Source organism: Stenotrophomonas maltophilia, assembly GCF_013464485.1.
In the GTDB taxonomy this organism is placed as follows: domain Bacteria; phylum Pseudomonadota; class Gammaproteobacteria; order Xanthomonadales; family Xanthomonadaceae; genus Stenotrophomonas; species Stenotrophomonas maltophilia_AW.
Map to the genome: position 1 here is coordinate 15,105 of NZ_RAUX01000040.1, position 15,370 is coordinate 30,474.

Annotated in this window: 15 protein-coding genes; 11 read left to right on the forward strand and 4 right to left on the reverse strand. The window is 67.3% G+C overall.

The window, feature by feature from the left end:
* Positions 1-25: 25 nt before the first annotated feature.
* Both D7Y61_RS17495 and D7Y61_RS17500 read left to right on the forward strand, forming a co-directional pair.
* Positions 26-961 (forward strand): FecR family protein, encoded by a 936-nt coding sequence (locus D7Y61_RS17495; RefSeq protein ID WP_180868120.1) that lies wholly within the window; start codon positions 26-28, stop codon positions 959-961.
* A gap of 228 nt (positions 962-1,189) precedes the next feature.
* Positions 1,190-4,108 carry a TonB-dependent receptor gene (locus tag D7Y61_RS17500; protein WP_180868122.1) on the forward strand — a complete coding sequence of 973 codons (2,919 nt, stop codon included), beginning with the start codon at positions 1,190-1,192 and terminating at the stop codon, positions 4,106-4,108.
* A gap of 151 nt (positions 4,109-4,259) precedes the next feature.
* Here D7Y61_RS17500 and D7Y61_RS17505 read toward each other — a convergent pair whose 3' ends face one another.
* Positions 4,260-4,517, reverse strand: coding sequence for a DUF2789 domain-containing protein (locus tag D7Y61_RS17505; protein ID WP_180868124.1), 258 nt, complete (start codon positions 4,515-4,517; stop codon positions 4,260-4,262).
* A gap of 110 nt (positions 4,518-4,627) precedes the next feature.
* Here D7Y61_RS17505 and D7Y61_RS17510 point away from each other — a divergent pair, with 110 nt between their 5' ends.
* From D7Y61_RS17510 to D7Y61_RS17530, 5 genes are read left to right on the forward strand one after another with little or no spacing between them, the layout of a single operon-like run.
* On the forward strand, positions 4,628-5,215 hold the full coding sequence (locus D7Y61_RS17510) for a biliverdin-producing heme oxygenase (protein ID WP_180868126.1): 588 nt from the start codon (positions 4,628-4,630) through the stop codon (positions 5,213-5,215).
* Positions 5,216-5,246: 31 nt separating this feature from the next.
* Positions 5,247-5,714, forward strand: a complete 468-nt coding sequence (locus D7Y61_RS17515) for a YbaN family protein (RefSeq protein ID WP_180868128.1) — start codon at positions 5,247-5,249, stop codon at positions 5,712-5,714.
* Positions 5,701-6,429, forward strand: a complete 729-nt coding sequence (gene exbB, locus D7Y61_RS17520) for a tonB-system energizer ExbB (RefSeq protein ID WP_180868130.1) — start codon at positions 5,701-5,703, stop codon at positions 6,427-6,429. The genes D7Y61_RS17515 and exbB overlap by 14 nt, the downstream gene beginning before the upstream one ends.
* A gap of 9 nt (positions 6,430-6,438) precedes the next feature.
* On the forward strand, positions 6,439-6,864 hold the full coding sequence (gene exbD / locus D7Y61_RS17525) for a TonB system transport protein ExbD (protein ID WP_180868131.1): 426 nt from the start codon (positions 6,439-6,441) through the stop codon (positions 6,862-6,864).
* The gene (locus tag D7Y61_RS17530) at positions 6,861-7,580 is read left to right on the forward strand and encodes an energy transducer TonB (protein ID WP_180868133.1); all 720 of its coding nucleotides are present in this window, start codon (positions 6,861-6,863) and stop codon (positions 7,578-7,580) included. Before exbD ends, D7Y61_RS17530 begins: the two co-directional genes overlap by 4 nt.
* Before the next feature lie 86 nt (positions 7,581-7,666).
* On the opposite strand, the gene D7Y61_RS17535 is transcribed toward D7Y61_RS17530, so the two are convergent.
* Positions 7,667-9,694, reverse strand: a complete 2,028-nt coding sequence (locus D7Y61_RS17535; RefSeq protein WP_180868135.1) for a sodium-translocating pyrophosphatase — start codon at positions 9,692-9,694, stop codon at positions 7,667-7,669.
* Positions 9,695-10,049: 355 nt separating this feature from the next.
* On the opposite strand from D7Y61_RS17535, the gene D7Y61_RS17540 reads away from it, so the two are divergent.
* Positions 10,050-10,553: a hypothetical protein gene (locus D7Y61_RS17540; protein ID WP_180868137.1), complete on the forward strand. Its 504-nt coding sequence runs from the start codon at positions 10,050-10,052 to the stop codon at positions 10,551-10,553.
* 72 nt (positions 10,554-10,625) lie between these two features.
* On the opposite strand, the gene D7Y61_RS17545 is transcribed toward D7Y61_RS17540, so the two are convergent.
* Positions 10,626-11,015, reverse strand: coding sequence for a DUF488 domain-containing protein (locus tag D7Y61_RS17545; RefSeq protein ID WP_180868139.1), 390 nt, complete (start codon positions 11,013-11,015; stop codon positions 10,626-10,628).
* Between the two features lie 117 nt (positions 11,016-11,132).
* Complete coding sequence (locus tag D7Y61_RS17550; RefSeq protein WP_180868140.1) at positions 11,133-12,389, reverse strand: 6-phosphofructokinase; 1,257 nt, start codon at positions 12,387-12,389, stop codon at positions 11,133-11,135.
* A gap of 136 nt (positions 12,390-12,525) precedes the next feature.
* Between D7Y61_RS17550 and D7Y61_RS17555 the strand changes: the two genes are divergently transcribed.
* The 3 genes from D7Y61_RS17555 to D7Y61_RS17565 all read left to right on the forward strand — a co-directional run bounded on the left by D7Y61_RS17555 (position 12,526) and on the right by D7Y61_RS17565 (position 15,359).
* The gene (locus tag D7Y61_RS17555) at positions 12,526-13,089 is read left to right on the forward strand and encodes an adenylate kinase (protein WP_180868142.1); all 564 of its coding nucleotides are present in this window, start codon (positions 12,526-12,528) and stop codon (positions 13,087-13,089) included.
* A 330-nt stretch (positions 13,090-13,419) separates the two neighbouring features.
* Positions 13,420-14,784 carry a UDP-N-acetylmuramate:L-alanyl-gamma-D-glutamyl-meso-diaminopimelate ligase gene (mpl, locus tag D7Y61_RS17560; protein WP_180868144.1) on the forward strand — a complete coding sequence of 455 codons (1,365 nt, stop codon included), beginning with the start codon at positions 13,420-13,422 and terminating at the stop codon, positions 14,782-14,784.
* Positions 14,781-15,359 (forward strand): LON peptidase substrate-binding domain-containing protein, encoded by a 579-nt coding sequence (locus D7Y61_RS17565; protein WP_180868150.1) that lies wholly within the window; start codon positions 14,781-14,783, stop codon positions 15,357-15,359. The genes mpl and D7Y61_RS17565 overlap by 4 nt, the downstream gene beginning before the upstream one ends.
* The last annotated feature ends 11 nt before the right edge of the window (positions 15,360-15,370 follow it).

The following is a 15,370-nucleotide window of genomic DNA, read 5'->3' on the forward strand; positions in this document are numbered from 1 at the left end:
CTTGAATGCGCCTGTCCGCCAGCCGATGAGCCCGCCGAACACGCTGCCCGCCGCCAATGAAGATGCCCTGGCCGAACAGGCCCGGGGCTGGATCGCGTGGCTGTCGTCTGGCGATATCAGCGATGTGCGCATGCACGAGTTCGAGTGCTGGCTGCAGCAGCCAGGGCATCGTCGCGCCTTCGAGCACGAGCGTGCGCTGTGGCGTAGCGTCGGCCCGCGGCCGCMGGCTGCGCCCCCCGAGCGCAAGCACCCGAAGCGGTTGCGCTGGGCGATGGCCGCGGCGGCGGCACTGGCGATGCTGGTGGCATGGCCGGATGCCTGGCTGCGCCTGCAGGCCGACCACCGCAGTACGCATGTCGTGCAGAACGTGCAGCTGCCTGATGGCAGCCGTGCGGTGCTGGATGCGGACAGTGCCATCGCCGTGCGCTTCGATGGGCACGCACGCCGGGTCGAGCTGCTGCGCGGGCGCGCCTGGTTCGAGGTCAGCCCGGATACGCAGCGACGTTTCAGCGTGCGTGCGGGTAATGGCGTGGTCGAGGACATCTCGACCGCTTTCTCTGTCGCACGCGACAGTGAAACGGTGGAAACCCAGGTCGGGCAGGGCAGGGTGCGCGTGGCCAGCCCGGCCGACGGTGGCTGGACGTATCTGCAGGAGGGGCAGCGTGCCAGCTATGGCGAACACAGCGGGGTGACACGCCTGCCGGACGTAGCCGCCGACAGCGTCGGCGCGTGGCGGCAAGGCGAGCTGCTGCTGGAGCAGGCCAGCGTCGCCGACGCCGTGCAGCGGGTGGGGCGTTATCGCGCCGGCCCGACCTTCGTGCGCGGTGATCTGTCACGGCTGGCGGCGGTCAGTGCGGCGCTGCGCATCGATCGCCCGGAACAGGCGCTGGACGCGCTGGCGGCAACAGCAGGTTTGCAGGTCACGCGCCTGCCGTTCGGCGTCGCCATCATTCACCAGTAGATCCACGCCATACGTGGATGAAGGTCCCAGTGTGCCGACCAACGGTCGGCACCCACCACGACCACCGGCCGGTCGGCACCCACCGCGATCGCAAATCCCTCTTGGGGTTCCTGCCGCGCCACCCGTCTTACCCCGCGAACGTACCCGCCGCCGCCACGTACGTCGCCGTGTCCACGCATGCCGTGGATGACGCCGCGCCTGCGGCACCGATTACCTGACAGGTTCCCCATGTTCGACTCCCACCGCCCGGGCCGCGTGCTGCGCCCGTCCCGCCTGTGCATCGCCCTGCTGGCCGCCGGCCTGGCCAGCGCCGCACCGTCCGTGCTGGCACAGAGCGCCAGCGGCAACCACGCTGCCGTGCAACGCTTCGACATCCCGGCGCAGCCGCTGGACGATGCGCTGCGCAGCTTCATGCGCCAGTCCGGCGTGCAGGTCGTGTATCCGGCCACCCTGGCCCAGGGCGTAACCTCGCGCGCGGTCAATGGCAGCCTGCCGGCCAACGAGGCGCTGCAGCAGCTGTTGCAGGGCAGTGGCCTGGCGGTGCGCCGCGTCAGCGCAGATGCAGTCACTCTGGAAGCGGCGACGCCGGTGCAGGCCGACAGCGGTGTGATCGTCACCGACACGCTGAGCGTGGCCGGCGACCGCGTCGACGGTGGCGCGACCAGTGATGAGGCGCGCCTGCTCGACAGCTACCGCAGCGTGGGTTCCACCACCACGCTCAACCGCACGCACCTGGAGCGCTTCCGCGGCACCTCCAACGGCGACATCGTCAAGGGCGTGGCCGGCGTCACCGCCGGCGATCCGCGCGTTGGCAACGGCTTCGATGTCAACATCCGCGGCATCCAAGGCCAGGGTCGCGTGCCGGTGATCATCGATGGCGGCCAGTCCAGCATGGATACCTACCGCGGCTATGCCGGCCAGTCACAGCGCACCTACCTCGACCCGGACCTGATCTCCAGTCTGACCATCACCAAGGGCCCGAGCCTGCAGGCCAACGCCTCCGGCGGCATCGGCGGCGTGGTCGAGATGGAGACGCTGAAGATCGGTGACGTGCTGCGCGAGGGGCGCGACTTTGGCGTGCGCGTGCGTGGCGGCCTGGCCAATGCCAGCGCCAACAACATGCCGGCCTACAGTGCCGCCCCGCGCACCGATCGCAGCGCTACTGGCAGCCAGTTCTTCAATGTGGCCGGCGCCGGTCACTGGGACCGCTTCGACCTGGTTGCCGCCTATGCCTACCGCGACAACGGGAATTACTTCTCAGGCAAGCACGGTTACGATGATTTCCCGCAGACCCGTCGTACGCTGGCGCCGCTGAATCCACCGCGCACCGAAGTGTTCAACACCTCGTCGCGTTCGAAGTCGGCGCTGCTCAAGGGCACCTGGCGCATCGACGATGCGCAGACCCTGGAAGCCGGCTACCGTCGCTACGAAGGCACTGCCGGCGAGATCATGGCGTCGCAGATCATTCGCGTCGACCGCGATCGCATTCCGCAGTGGGACCCGGGCCATGTCGACATGGACAGCTACAGCCTGCGCTACCGCTTCAACCCGGACAGCGAGCTGGTCGACCTGCGCGTCAACGCTGCATACAACGATACCGACAGCGTGATGTACAACAGCCTGACCGGCATCACCCCGTGGTACTTCGACCGCCGCACCGAGTGGTATGACGCGCCCAGCTTCAGTGGCGACCCCGGTTACAAGGATGCCTACCGCAACCCGCTGCGGCAGAAGCGCCTGAGCCTGGATGCCAGCAACACGTCGAAGTTCGACACCCGTGCCGGTGCGTTCACGCTGGACTACGGCCTGTCCTACAGCGATGAAGACATTGCACCGGGCAGCTCCGGTCCGGTCATGCACGATGACCTGGTCAACAACCGCTTCCTGCGCAACGCCGAGCGCAAGGAATACAGCGCCGTGGCGTCGCTGAAGTGGCAGCCCGACGAACACTGGGAGCTGCTGGCCGGTGGCCGCTGGAACCGGGTGGATGTGCATGACCGCAACCGACTGGCCACGCCGGATGCCTACGAGGTGCAGGGCCAGTACCGCTACACCGAGTTGCTCAACGGCAACCCGGCGCTGCCTTCGTGGCGTGCCAAACGCATCGCGCTGCTGAACTGGTACCCGGACGCCAACGGAAACTTCACCCAGGAATCTCTGCTGGCCTCACCGTACAAGAATGGCACGGTCGGCGACATCGGCGGCTGGAACTTCTACGACGCTGGCAAGGCGCAGGATCTGGAAGTGCCGGTCAGCTGGACCTGGTCGCAGCCGATCCGCCGCCGCGACACCGCGTTCTCGCCGACCGCCAGCGTCGCCTATCGCTTCAGCGAGGACACCATGGTCTACGTGAAGTACGCCGAGGGCACCAAGCTGCCGAGCCTGTTCGAGACCACGCTGGGCCTGTTCACCGCGGCCAAGCCGGTAGGCGAGCTGAAGCCGGAGCGCGCGCGCAGCTGGGAAATCGGTGCCAGCACCATCCGCTACGACCTGTTCACTGCCGGTGACCGCCTGGCGCTGAAGCTGGCCTACTTCGATACCCGCATCGACGACCTGATCACCCGCGACTACCGCACGCTGTCGGCGGGCCTGATCCGCAATGTCGACCAGTTCAAGGTATCGGGCATGGAGTTTCAGTCCAGCTATGACAGCGGCAAGGTGTTCGCCGATCTGTCCGCGCACTATTACTTCAAGGCCAAGACCTGCGCGCCGGACATCGCCGCCGAGCGTCGCGCGTATGGCGTGCAGCGCAGGAACGCGGAGCTGGCCGGCACGCCGGACTGCGTGGATGGCGGCTTCGAAGGCTCGTATACCAACACGCAGAACCCGCCGCGCTACATGGTCAACATGACCCTGGGTTCGCGCCTGTTCGACGAGCGCCTGACTTTCGGTACCCGCGTGATCCACAACGCCGGCCCGATCAGCAAGCTTGACAAGGAGTGGAACGTCGGCCTGTCGGCGATCCAGCAGCTGTACCGGCCGACCACGCTGGTCGACCTGTTCGCCAGCTGGAACTTCAACGACCAGTGGTCGGTGGAAGCGGGCGTGGACAACCTGACCGATCGCTACTACTTGGATCCGCTCGCCCTGGGCGTGATGCCGGCCCCGGGCCGCACCGCGCGCCTGGCGTTGACCTGGAAGTATTGATCGACGGGTGATCTGGCAGCGGGGTCGGATCCCTTTCCTGTGGAAAGGGCTCTGACCCCATCGGGCCCCGACCGACCTCGGTGGGTGCGGGCCTTGGTCCGCACCGATTCTGCCGTGCAATCGCCAGCGCCGGGCGACGCGCGGCGTCTGCTTACAACCCGGTCGCGGCCTTCACCGCATCTTCGTGCAGCGACTCGTTCAACTCATCCACCACGGTGCTCCATGCCGCATCGGCCTGCAGCGATTCGGACAGGAACTGGCGCTGGGCATCGTTCCAGTAGGGCGCCTCGACCACTTCAACGTCGGTGGCCAGCTGGTGCTCGCGGATGAAGCGGGCGATGCTCTCGGCGCTGGCATCCAGGCCCAGCTGCAGGAACAGGTTGGTCATGCGCGGTTCGGTGGTGATCATCGTCGGTTCCTGCGGGAAGAAGGGATGCCTCATTATCGGCGCAGACGAGCTTGGGGAAAGCCCCGCGGCGAACGTCTACAGCAGGACGACCCTCCTGGCATTCCCCCCCAATGAACGCACACATTGCTCCTGAAGACAGCCGCAGCCTGCGGCTCAAGGCCGCCACCCGCGACAGCCATGGCGCGCTGGACAAGCGCATCATGGCCGGCGACATCTTCGCCGACCGCAGCAATTTCGCCCGTTTCCTGCGCGTGCAGTATCGCTTCCACCGCAGCATCGATGCGCTGTACGCCAACCCTGCACTGGACGCACTGCTGCCCGATCTTGGCGAGCGCCGCCGCCTGACCCAGGTGGCACGTGACCTGCAGGACCTGGAGCAGACCCTGCCGGGGGCGGACATCGCCGCGCTGCCGTCGGATCTCGCGTTGCCGGCCGCGCTGGGCTGGCTGTACGTGGCCGAAGGCTCCAACCTGGGCGGTACCGTGCTATACAAGATGGCAGCCAAGCTCGGCCTGGACCGTGACTTCGGCGCCCGCCACCTGGCCGCCCATCCGGATGGCGCCGCCCGTCACTGGCGCGAGTTCACCGCCGCGCTGGACGCGGTGCCGATGAGCGCCGAGCAGGAGCAGCAGGTGATCGACGCTGCCGATGCCGCGTTCCGCAGCGTGCACGGCCACGTTGAAGTGGAATTCGCCTGATGAACGCCCGCCACCCGCGGGTGCAGCGCTGATGCGCTGGCTCTGGTTCGCGCTGGGCTGGGTGATGGTCGGCCTTGGCGTGATCGGCGCGTTGTTGCCGGTGATGCCGACCACCATCTTCCTGATCCTGGCCGTAGGCTGCTTCGCGCGCAGCTCGCCGAAGTTCGAGCAGCGCCTGCTGGCGCATCCGCGCTACGGCCCGTCACTGCGGCTGTGGCGTGAGCAGGGTGCGGTGTCGCGCAAGGGCAAGGCGTTCGCCAGTGCCGGCATGGCGGTGGGCTTCGCATTGTTCTGCTGGGGCGCACAGCCGTCGTGGCGCTTGTTGTTGGGCGTGGGCCTGTTCTTTGCAGTCAGCGCCGGCTACGTACTCAGTCGACCCGCACCGCGGCTGGAGTCCAATCCGGTCGTGGAAGTGAACGACGCCAATGATCCGCGCGCGGCCCGTCGTCGCGCAGCGACCCCTGACGCTGATGGAAACCGAGACGATGCTGCCTGCTGACCTGGCCCCTGTGGCCGCCACCGCATTGACCCCGTGGGGCATGTACCTGGCCGCCGACGTGGTGGTGAAAGCCGTGATGATCGCGCTGGCACTGGCGTCACTGGCCACCTGGACCGTGCTGCTGGCCAAGGGCTGGGAGCTGGCTTGCCAGGCCCGGCAGCTGCGGGCGGCGCGCGCGCTGTTGCTGCAGGTGCCGAGCCTGCCTGGCGAGAGCGCGGATGCCAGTGTGCAGCAGGGCATCGCACGGGCGATGCTGGACGCCGCCCGCACCGAACTGCGCCTGTCGCAGGATCTGGACAGCCGCGACGGCATCAAGGAACGCATCGCTTCGCGCCTGGACCGCATCGAACTGGAAACCGCGCGCGTGCAGCGGCGCGGCATCGGCGTGCTCGCCAGCATCGGCGCGGTGGCGCCGTTTGTCGGCCTGTTCGGCACGGTGTGGGGCATCATGAACAGCTTCATCGGTATTGCCCACAGCAACACCACCAACCTGGCGGTGGTCGCACCCGGCATTGCCGAGGCCCTGCTGGCGACGGCGCTCGGCCTGGTCGCGGCGATTCCCGCAGTGCTGGTCTACAACCACTTCAGTCGCGTGCTGGCCGGCCTGCGGGGCCTGCTCGGCGATCTGTCGGCGGCCGTGCAGCAGCTGGTCTCGCGCGATCTCGATCGTGCCGTTCCGCGTAGCGCAGCGACGCCGCTGCGTGCGGTGCACTGAGGCGCGGCGATGGCGATCAGGACCGCGTCCGACCGCGACGACACGCCGGAAGAAGCGCACGAGATCAACGTCACGCCCTTCATCGATGTGATGCTGGTGCTGTTGATCATCTTCATGGTGGCGGCACCGCTGGCCACCGTGTCGGTACCGGTGCAGCTGCCGGCCAGCAATGCCAGTGCCACGCCGCCGGAACAGGCACCGGTGTACGTCACCGTGCAGGCCGATCTGTCGCTGCGCGTTGGCGAACAAGCGGTGGCACGCGACGGGCTGGCAGCTGCGCTGCAGGTAGCCACCCACGGTGACACCTCGCAGCGTCTGTTCCTGCGTGCCGATACCCGTGTGCCTTACGGTGAATTGATGGCAACGCTGGATGCGCTGCGTGCTGCGGGCTACCTGAAGGTGGCACTGGTTGGACTGGAGCAGGGCGCGCGATGAGCGGACTGCGGCGCTGGGCGACCAGCCTGGCGATCGTGCTGCTGGTGCATGCGCTGTTGATTGGCGTGACCTGCTGGTGGCCGGCGCGCGCACCGGCGGTGGCCGCCGTAGCGCCGCCCGCTGCATTGATGCTGGAGCTGGCACCGATGGCACAGGCGCCTCCGGTGCCGCCGCGCGAGGTGGCAACCGGGCCCCTGCAGCAGCAACAGCAGCGACAGGCGCCGAAGCCGGCTCTGCGTGAGCAACCCAAGGCACCGGTGCAGCCGCAGGGTGATCTGCCGCCGCCGCGTACGCCGGAGCCGACGCCCTCGCCGGACACCGCCGAGGCCAATGTCGCGCAGACCAGCGCGCCGCCGCAGGTGGCGGCCGACGCCGCCGCACGCTACACCGCACCGCAGACCACCGCCGGCGAGCGCAGTCGCGCTGAAGCCACCTGGGAAAGTCGCCTGCTGGGGCATCTGCAGAAGCATCGCCGCTATCCACGCCAGGCCGAGCGGCTGCGCCAGCAGGGTGTGGTGTACGTGCGCTTCGCCGTGGCCCGCGATGGCGCTGTCTCGGCTCTGACGCTGGGCCGCAGCAGTGGTTTTGCGCTGCTCGACCAGGAGACGCTGGACACCGTGCAGCGTGCCAGTCCGGTACCGGCGCCGCCGGCCGAAGTGGCCGACGACCCGGTGGAAGTGATGGTGCCGGTGTCGTTTTTCCTGCGCGGGCGGTGACCTTGTAGAGCCGAGCCCATGCTCGGCTGCTCTCCGATCCCGCGAAGCCGGTGAGCCGAGCATGGGCTCGGCTCTACAGAAGGCCTTTACAGCAGCGGCACCAGCAGCAGCGCCACAATGTTGATGATCTTGATCAGCGGGTTGATCGCCGGACCGGCCGTGTCCTTGTACGGGTCACCCACGGTATCGCCAGTCACTGCCGCCTTGTGCGCCTCGCTGCCCTTGCCGCCGAAGTGGCCGTCTTCGATGTACTTCTTGGCGTTGTCCCAGGCGCCGCCGCCGGTGGTCATGGAAATGGCCACGAACAGGCCGGTGACGATGGTGCCGATCAGCAGGCCGCCCAAAGCGCGCGGCCCCAGCAGCAGGCCGACCACCACCGGCACCGCCACCGGCAGCAGCGAGGGCACGATCATTTCGCGGATCGCCGAGCGGGTCAGCATGTCCACCGCCTTGTCGTACTGCGGCTTGCCGGTGCCCTGCATGATGCCGGGGATGTCGCGGAACTGCCGGCGTACTTCCTCCACCACCGCACCGGCTGCGCGGCCGACCGCTTCCATCGCCATCGCGCCGAACAGGTAGGGAATCAGGCCGCCGATCAGCAGGCCGATGATCACCGTGTGGTCGCTCAGATCGAAGCGGAATTCCTGGCCGGGATTGGCCGCCTGCAGGTTGTGGGTGTAGTCGGCGAACAGCACCAGCGCGGCCAGCGCCGCCGAGCCGATCGCATAGCCCTTGGTGACGGCCTTGGTGGTATTGCCCACCGCATCCAGCGGATCGGTGATGTCGCGGATCTCCGAAGGCAGTTCGGCCATTTCGGCGATGCCGCCGGCGTTGTCGGTGATCGGTCCGTAGGCATCGAGGGCGACGATCATGCCGGCCATCGACAGCATCGCGGTGGCGGCGATGGCAATGCCATACAGGCCGGCCAGCGCGTAGGCGCCCCAGATTGCCGCACAGACGGCCACCACGGGCAGGGCGGTGGATTTCATCGAGATGCCGAGGCCGGCGATGATGTTGGTGCCGTGGCCGGTGGTTGAGGCCTGCGCCACGTGCTGCACCGGCTTGTACTGGGTGCCGGTGTAGTACTCGGTGATCCACACGATCAGGCCGGTCAGCACCAGGCCGATCAGCGCGCAGCCATACAGCGCCATCGGCCCGTGCACGTTGTCGGCCATCAGTCCTGTGGTGATAGGGTAGAACGCGATCGCGGCCAGCACGCCGGAGACGATCACGCCCTTGTACAGCGCGCCCATGATCGAGCCGCCAGGCTTCACCTTGACGAACAGCGCACCGATGATCGAGGCGATGATCGACACGCCGCCGAGTACCAGCGGGTACAGCACCGCATTGGCACCGGCTTCGGCCAGCATCAGGCTGCCCAGCAGCATCGTTGCGATGACGGTGACCGCATAGGTCTCGAACAGGTCGGCGGCCATGCCGGCGCAGTCACCGACGTTGTCGCCCACGTTGTCGGCGATCACCGCGGGGTTGCGCGGGTCATCCTCGGGAATGCCGGCTTCCACCTTGCCGACCAGATCGGCGCCGACGTCGGCGCCCTTGGTGAAGATGCCGCCGCCCAGCCGCGCGAAGATCGAGATCAGCGACGAACCGAACGCCAGCCCGACCAGCGCGTGCAGCGCCTGTTCCATCGGCAGGCCCATGCGCAGCAGCAGTGCGTAATAGCCGGCCACACCCAGCAGGCCCAGCCCGACCACCAGCATGCCGGTGATCGCACCGCCGCGGAAGGCGACGTCCATCGCCGCGCTGATGCCATGGCGTGCGGCCTCGGCGGTGCGTACGTTGGCGCGTACCGAGACGTTCATGCCGATGTAGCCGGCCGCGCCGGACAGCACCGCGCCGACTGCGAAGCCGATCGCGGTGTACCAGCTCAGGAACACGCCGACCAGCACGAACAGCACCACGCCGGCCACGCCGATGGTCAGGTACTGGCGGTTGAGATAGGCACGCGCACCTTCCTGGATCGCAGTGGCGATCGCGACCATGCGTTCATTGCCGGTGGGTTGGCGCAGGATCCAGCGCGCCGAGACGATTCCGAACAGGATCGCGAGAATGGCGCAGCCCAGCGCCAATGAAAGCCCATGACGTTCCAGCATTAGACCCCTCCGCAGAATGGATGTAGGCATCCAGTGGCGATGAACGGCACCACGAGGGGGACGACGGGCTGCAGCCTGGAACCAACCCGTACCGACCTTGGCGGTCGTCCGACGTATGGCGGTGTTCAGCATTCCCTGGTGCCCGCAGTATGCGTCCGGCCACTTGTAGAGTCGAGCCATGCTCGACTGGCTTTTGCGAGCCGCGCCGCATGACCCGTGGGTGCCCTCCAGATGAACGCATCACCATGCGCGCGGGCCCTGCCGCCGGCCATGGGCATGATTCGAGAGCCACAGGCCTTTGCACCCCGTTAAGCCTTCCTCTGCAAGCCTGCGCAAAGTCCTGAAGGAGATCCCCATGCGCATGCCCCTGTTGATGCTTGCCGCCCTGGTCCCGGCGCTGCCGGCCTTTGCTGCGGAAACCCCCGAGCTGCAGCGCGCCGTGGGTGCGCCGCAGGCCGTAGGCTCGGTGCATACGCTGCGGCAGATCCCCGAGGCCTGTGCGCGCCTGGAAGGTGCGTTCACCGGGCAGGCGGCCGAGCCGTATCGCTTCTCTGCGGTGCGTACGAGCGAACAATGCCAGCCACGCGCGCGCTTCGTCGACTACGCCAAGGCGCAGCCGAGCGCCGACAAGGGCTGGAAACTCAATGATGTAATCCGCGTGCCCAACGCCGCGTGCCCGGCACAGCAGGCGGTGGTGCGCGTGTGGCGGCTGCCATCGAGCAACAAGGTCGAGCTGGACGGGCAGGGCCAGTCGCGCATCTACCTGGAAGAAGCGAAGAAGCAGGCGGCTGCCGGGCAGATTCCGCAGGTGACCATGTTCGCCGCGCAGTTGCAGATGGAAGGAAAGTCCTGCAATTGAAATTGCGTGGGCGGTGTACCGACGCGGTCATCCACGGGTAGTGCCGGCCGCTGGCCGGCAACCCTGCAATCGTCACTCCGCCAGCGTCGCCCCGCGTACCACCAGCAGTTCGCGCAGGGCCTTGCGGTGGCAGTGCGCCTCATCCTCGCAGTAGCACCCCACGCTGATGTCGCTGTGCCGCGACATCGCGGCCAGCAGGTCCAGTGCGTGGGCGGCATCAGGCGCCTTCATCTCGGTCGTGTAGTGGCGGAAGAAGGCGTTCCAGTCGGCGGCCGTTTTCGCCTCGTGTGCCTGCTTCACCAGCGCTGCGCTGGGTGACAGGGTCGGGAACCAGACGTCATACCAGTCCTGCCGGGCGAACTCGCTGCGCGGCACACCGCGCGGCGGCCGCCGCACGGTGCCGATGCGCAGCCCTTCGCCAGGCACGCGTGGCGTACCGAGTCGAACAACACGCAGTGCCATGGTGTTCCTCCATGAAAAGGGGACGGAGGGGATTAAGTCGTATCCGACCGACTGCCGACGCTGTTGGAGGTGAGGGAGGGGGTATGCGACTTAATCCCCTCCGTCCCCTTAGTCGGGTCAGCCCTCGAAGGGTGGCAGCTTCTGCTTCACCGCCACGTTCTTCAGCGTGACGTACCTGGGCAGGCCGTCGGCGCCGTAGGGCAGTGGCGCTTCGCCCTTGATCAGCGGCGATAGATAGGCGCGCGCCCTGGCGGTGATGCCGAAACCATCGCGGCGGATGAAGCCGGCGGGCATCTTCTTCTCGTGGTTGGCGATCTTCGCCAGCGGCGCCGCTTCGATCTTCCAGCGGTAGGGCGCATCGCTGCTGCGCACGATCACCGGCATCACCCCGTTCTGGCCCTTCAATGCCAACTGCACGGCGGCCTTGCCCACCGCCTGCGCCTGCTCCCAGTCGGTCTTGCTGGCCAGGTGCCGGGCCGAGCGCTGCAGGTAATCGGGCAGGGCCCAGTGCACCTTAAGGCCCAGCTGGTCCTTGACCCGGCCGGCGAGGTGCGCGGCCACGCCGCCCAGCTGCGAATGCCCGAACGAATCCTTGCCGCCGCCGGCATCGGCCACGAAGCGACCATCGGCGGTGGCGATACCTTCCGAGGCCACCACGACGCAGTAGCCCACCCGTTCCACCACCGCCTTCACCTTGGCCAGGAACGCGGCCTCGTCATAGGCGCGCTCGGGCAGCAGGATGATGTGCGGGGCTTCGTCCTCGCCATTGCCGGCCAGACCTGCGGCGGCGGCCAGCCAGCCTGCATGGCGGCCCATCGCTTCGTAGATGAAGACGCGGGTAGATGTCTCGGCCATCGCCGCCACGTCCAGCGCCGCCTCGCGCACCGATACGGCGGTGTACTTGGCCGCAGAGCCAAAGCCGGGGCAGGTGTCGGTCACCGCCAGGTCGTTGTCGATGGTCTTGGGCACGCCGATGCAGGTCAGGTCGTAGCCGGAGGCCTTGGCCAGCTGCGAGACCTTCAGCGCGGTGTCGGCCGAATCGTTGCCGCCGTTGTACAGGAACCAGCGCACATCGTGGGCGCGCAACACCTCCAGCAGGCGGTCGTAGCGGGCGCGGTCTGCGTCCAGTGATTTCAGCTTGACCCGGCATGAGCCAAAGGCGCCGCCCGGGGTATGGGCCAGCGCGCGGATGGCCGCGGCACTTTCCTTGCTGGTGTCGATCAGCTCTTCGCGCAGGGCGCCGAGGATGCCGTTGCGGGCGGCCAGCACCTTGATGCCCTTGGCCCGGGCCTGTTCGATCACCGCTGCCGCCGTGGCGTTGATGACCGCGGTGACACCGCCGGACTGGGCGTAGAGAAGAGTACCGTTGCGCATGCGTCTACCTGTTCGGGGGAAAGGACATTGCAGGGACATTACCCGGATGCGGTAAAGTGGCGCTATTGCGGTGCAGCGATACCGGTCCGTCCGGGACGCGAACCTTCTTTGTTTTCAACACGTTGGAGTCAGGTCAATGCGATTGGTTCTGTTGGGACCGCCCGGTTCGGGCAAGGGGACACAGGCGACGCGCCTGAAGGAAAAGCTGGGCATTGCCCACATTTCGACCGGTGACATGCTGCGCGCGGAAATCGCCGCAGGCACGGAGCTGGGCAAGCAGGCCAAGACGGTGATGGATGCCGGCAATCTGGTGTCGGACGACATCCTGCTGGGCATGCTGGAGTCGCGCCTGACCCAGGCTGACGTCGCCAAGGGCTTCATCCTCGATGGCTACCCGCGCAATGTGGCCCAGGCCAATGCGATGGACGGTCTGCTGGCCAAGATCGGCCAGCCGCTGGATGCCGTGGTGCAGTTGGACGTAGCCACCGAGCTGCTGGTCGACCGGATCGCCGGTCGCGCCAAGGAGCAGGGCCGTGCCGATGACAATCCGGAAGCGGTGCGCCAGCGCCTGCAGGTCTACAACGACCAGACCGCCCCGGTGGTCGATTTCTATGCCGGCCGTGGCACCCTGGCCCGCGTCGATGGCGTGGGCGAGCTGGACGAGATCGAAGCCCGCATCCTGGCGACGATCAAAGCGTGATCCAGCCGGGCCGGCCTGCTGCCGGCCCCAAGGGCGCAGAAACAACACAGGCCTGGTCCGCGAGGATCAGGCCTGTGTCGTTTGATAGGCGCCAGCAGAGGGCTTGCTCAGGGCCCCGCAGCATGAGCTCCCTTGGGGATGGCCTCTTGGGGAGTAGGACCGGTTCGGGTACTGCGGCTGGCAGTTCGAATTGTGTCCGGGTTCACAGAACATCGCTATCGGGAATTCCCTGACAGAAGATTGGAGTTTTCTCACATCCTGTGTAGGACTTGTCTTACCCCTGAGCGGACATTGGCCCTATACAGCCGTCATCGGTCACAATCCTCGGTCATGAGCAGCGTACATATCCTTGCAATCGCCGGCACCTTCATGGGCGGCGTGGCCGCCCTGGCGCGGGAACTCGGTCATTCGGTCAGTGGCAGCGACCAGGCCATCTATCCGCCGATGTCGACCCAGCTCGAGCAGCTGGGTATCACCCTGGATCAGGGCTACCGCGCCGACAGCGTGCCACCGGGCACCGACGACGTGGTGATCGGCAACGCGCTCTCGCGCGGCAATGCGGCCGTGGAGGCTGTGCTCAACGCCGGCCAGCGCTACATTTCGGGTGCGCAATGGCTGTCCGAACAGGTGCTGCCGGGCCGCGACACCTTGGCCGTGGCCGGCACCCACGGCAAGACCACCACCACCACCATCCTTACCTGGCTGCTGGAAAGCGCCGGTCGTTCACCTGGCTTCCTGATCGGCGGCGTGGCCGAGGATTTCGGCGTCTCCGCGCGTCTGGGCCAGGGCCGCGAGTTCGTGGTCGAGGCCGATGAGTACGACACCGCCTTCTTCGACAAGCGCAGCAAGTTCGTACACTACCGGCCGTTGGTTGCCATCCTCAACAACCTTGAATACGACCACGCCGATATCTTCCCCGACGTGGCGGCGATCCAGCGCCAGTTCCATCATCTGGTGCGCACCGTGCCGGCGCGTGGGCGCCTGATCGTCAACGGTGAGGATCAGCACCTGGCAGAAGTGCTGGCGATGGGCTGCTGGACCCCGGTCGAGCGCTTCGGCTTCGATCCGTCGCTGGAATGGCATGCTGAACTGCTGGCCGCCGATGGCAGCGCCTTCCGCGTGCATCATCGCGGGCAGGTGCTGGGCGATGTGCAATGGCCGCTGCTGGGCCGTCACAACGTGCTCAACGGCCTGGCCGCGCTGGCCGCCGCGCATGCCGTGGGCGTGGCCCCGGCCGAGGTGATTCCGGCGCTCGCGCGCTTCCGCAGCGTCAAGCGCCGCATGGAAGTGATCGGCAGCCATGACGGCATCACCGTCTACGATGATTTTGCCCATCATCCGACCGCGATCGCCACCACGCTGGAAGGCCTGCGTGCCAAGGTGGACGATGCGCGCATCGTGGTCGCCATGGAGCCGCGCAGCAATTCGATGCGGCTGGGCGCACATGCGCAGGCGCTGGCGCCCTCGCTGGCACTGGCCGATGAAGTGGTGTTCCTGCACCGCCCGGAACTGGCCTGGGATGCCGCCGCCGTGATCGCCGCGGTGCGGGGCGAAGCCCATGCTGTGCCGGATACCGACGCATTGCTGACGCAGCTGCAGGCCAGCGCGCGCAGCGGCGACCACGTGGTGTTCATGTCCAATGGTGGCTTCGACGGCGCGCCGCGCCGCTTCCTTGCCGCGCTGCAGGCCCGATGAGCAGCGACACGTCACTGCCGCTGTTTCCGCTGCACACCGCGCTGGTACCAGGTGCAGCGGTGGGCCTGCGCGTGTTCGAGCGGCGCTACCTCGATCTGGTGCGTGACACCGGCCGCAGCGGGGAGGGCTTCGGTGTCTGCCTGATCCTGGAAGGGCAGGAAGTGGGGGAGCCGGCCACCCCTGCCGCTTACGGCGTGCAGGTGCGAATCGAAGATTTCGATGTCGGCGCCGATGGCGTGCTGCAGCTGCGCCTGCGCGGTACGCGTCGTTTCCATGTCGAGCGCACGCGCGTGCGCGACAACGGCCTGGTTGTGGCCGATGTGCGCTGGTGCGAAGAAGACCCCGATGACGAACTGAAGCCGCAGCATGCGCTGCTGGCCACGGTGCTGGGGCACATCATCGAACAGGCGGGTGAGGCCTATGCACCGGCAAATCCGGCGTTGCTGGACCAGGCCAGCTGGGTCGGCTGGCGGCTGGCCGAGCTGCTGCCGCTGAGCGAGCAGCAACGCCTGCAGCTGCTGCAGATGGATGACCCGCACCAGCGATTGCAGCAGTTGCTGGGCTGGATGCCGTAGAAGTCATCCAC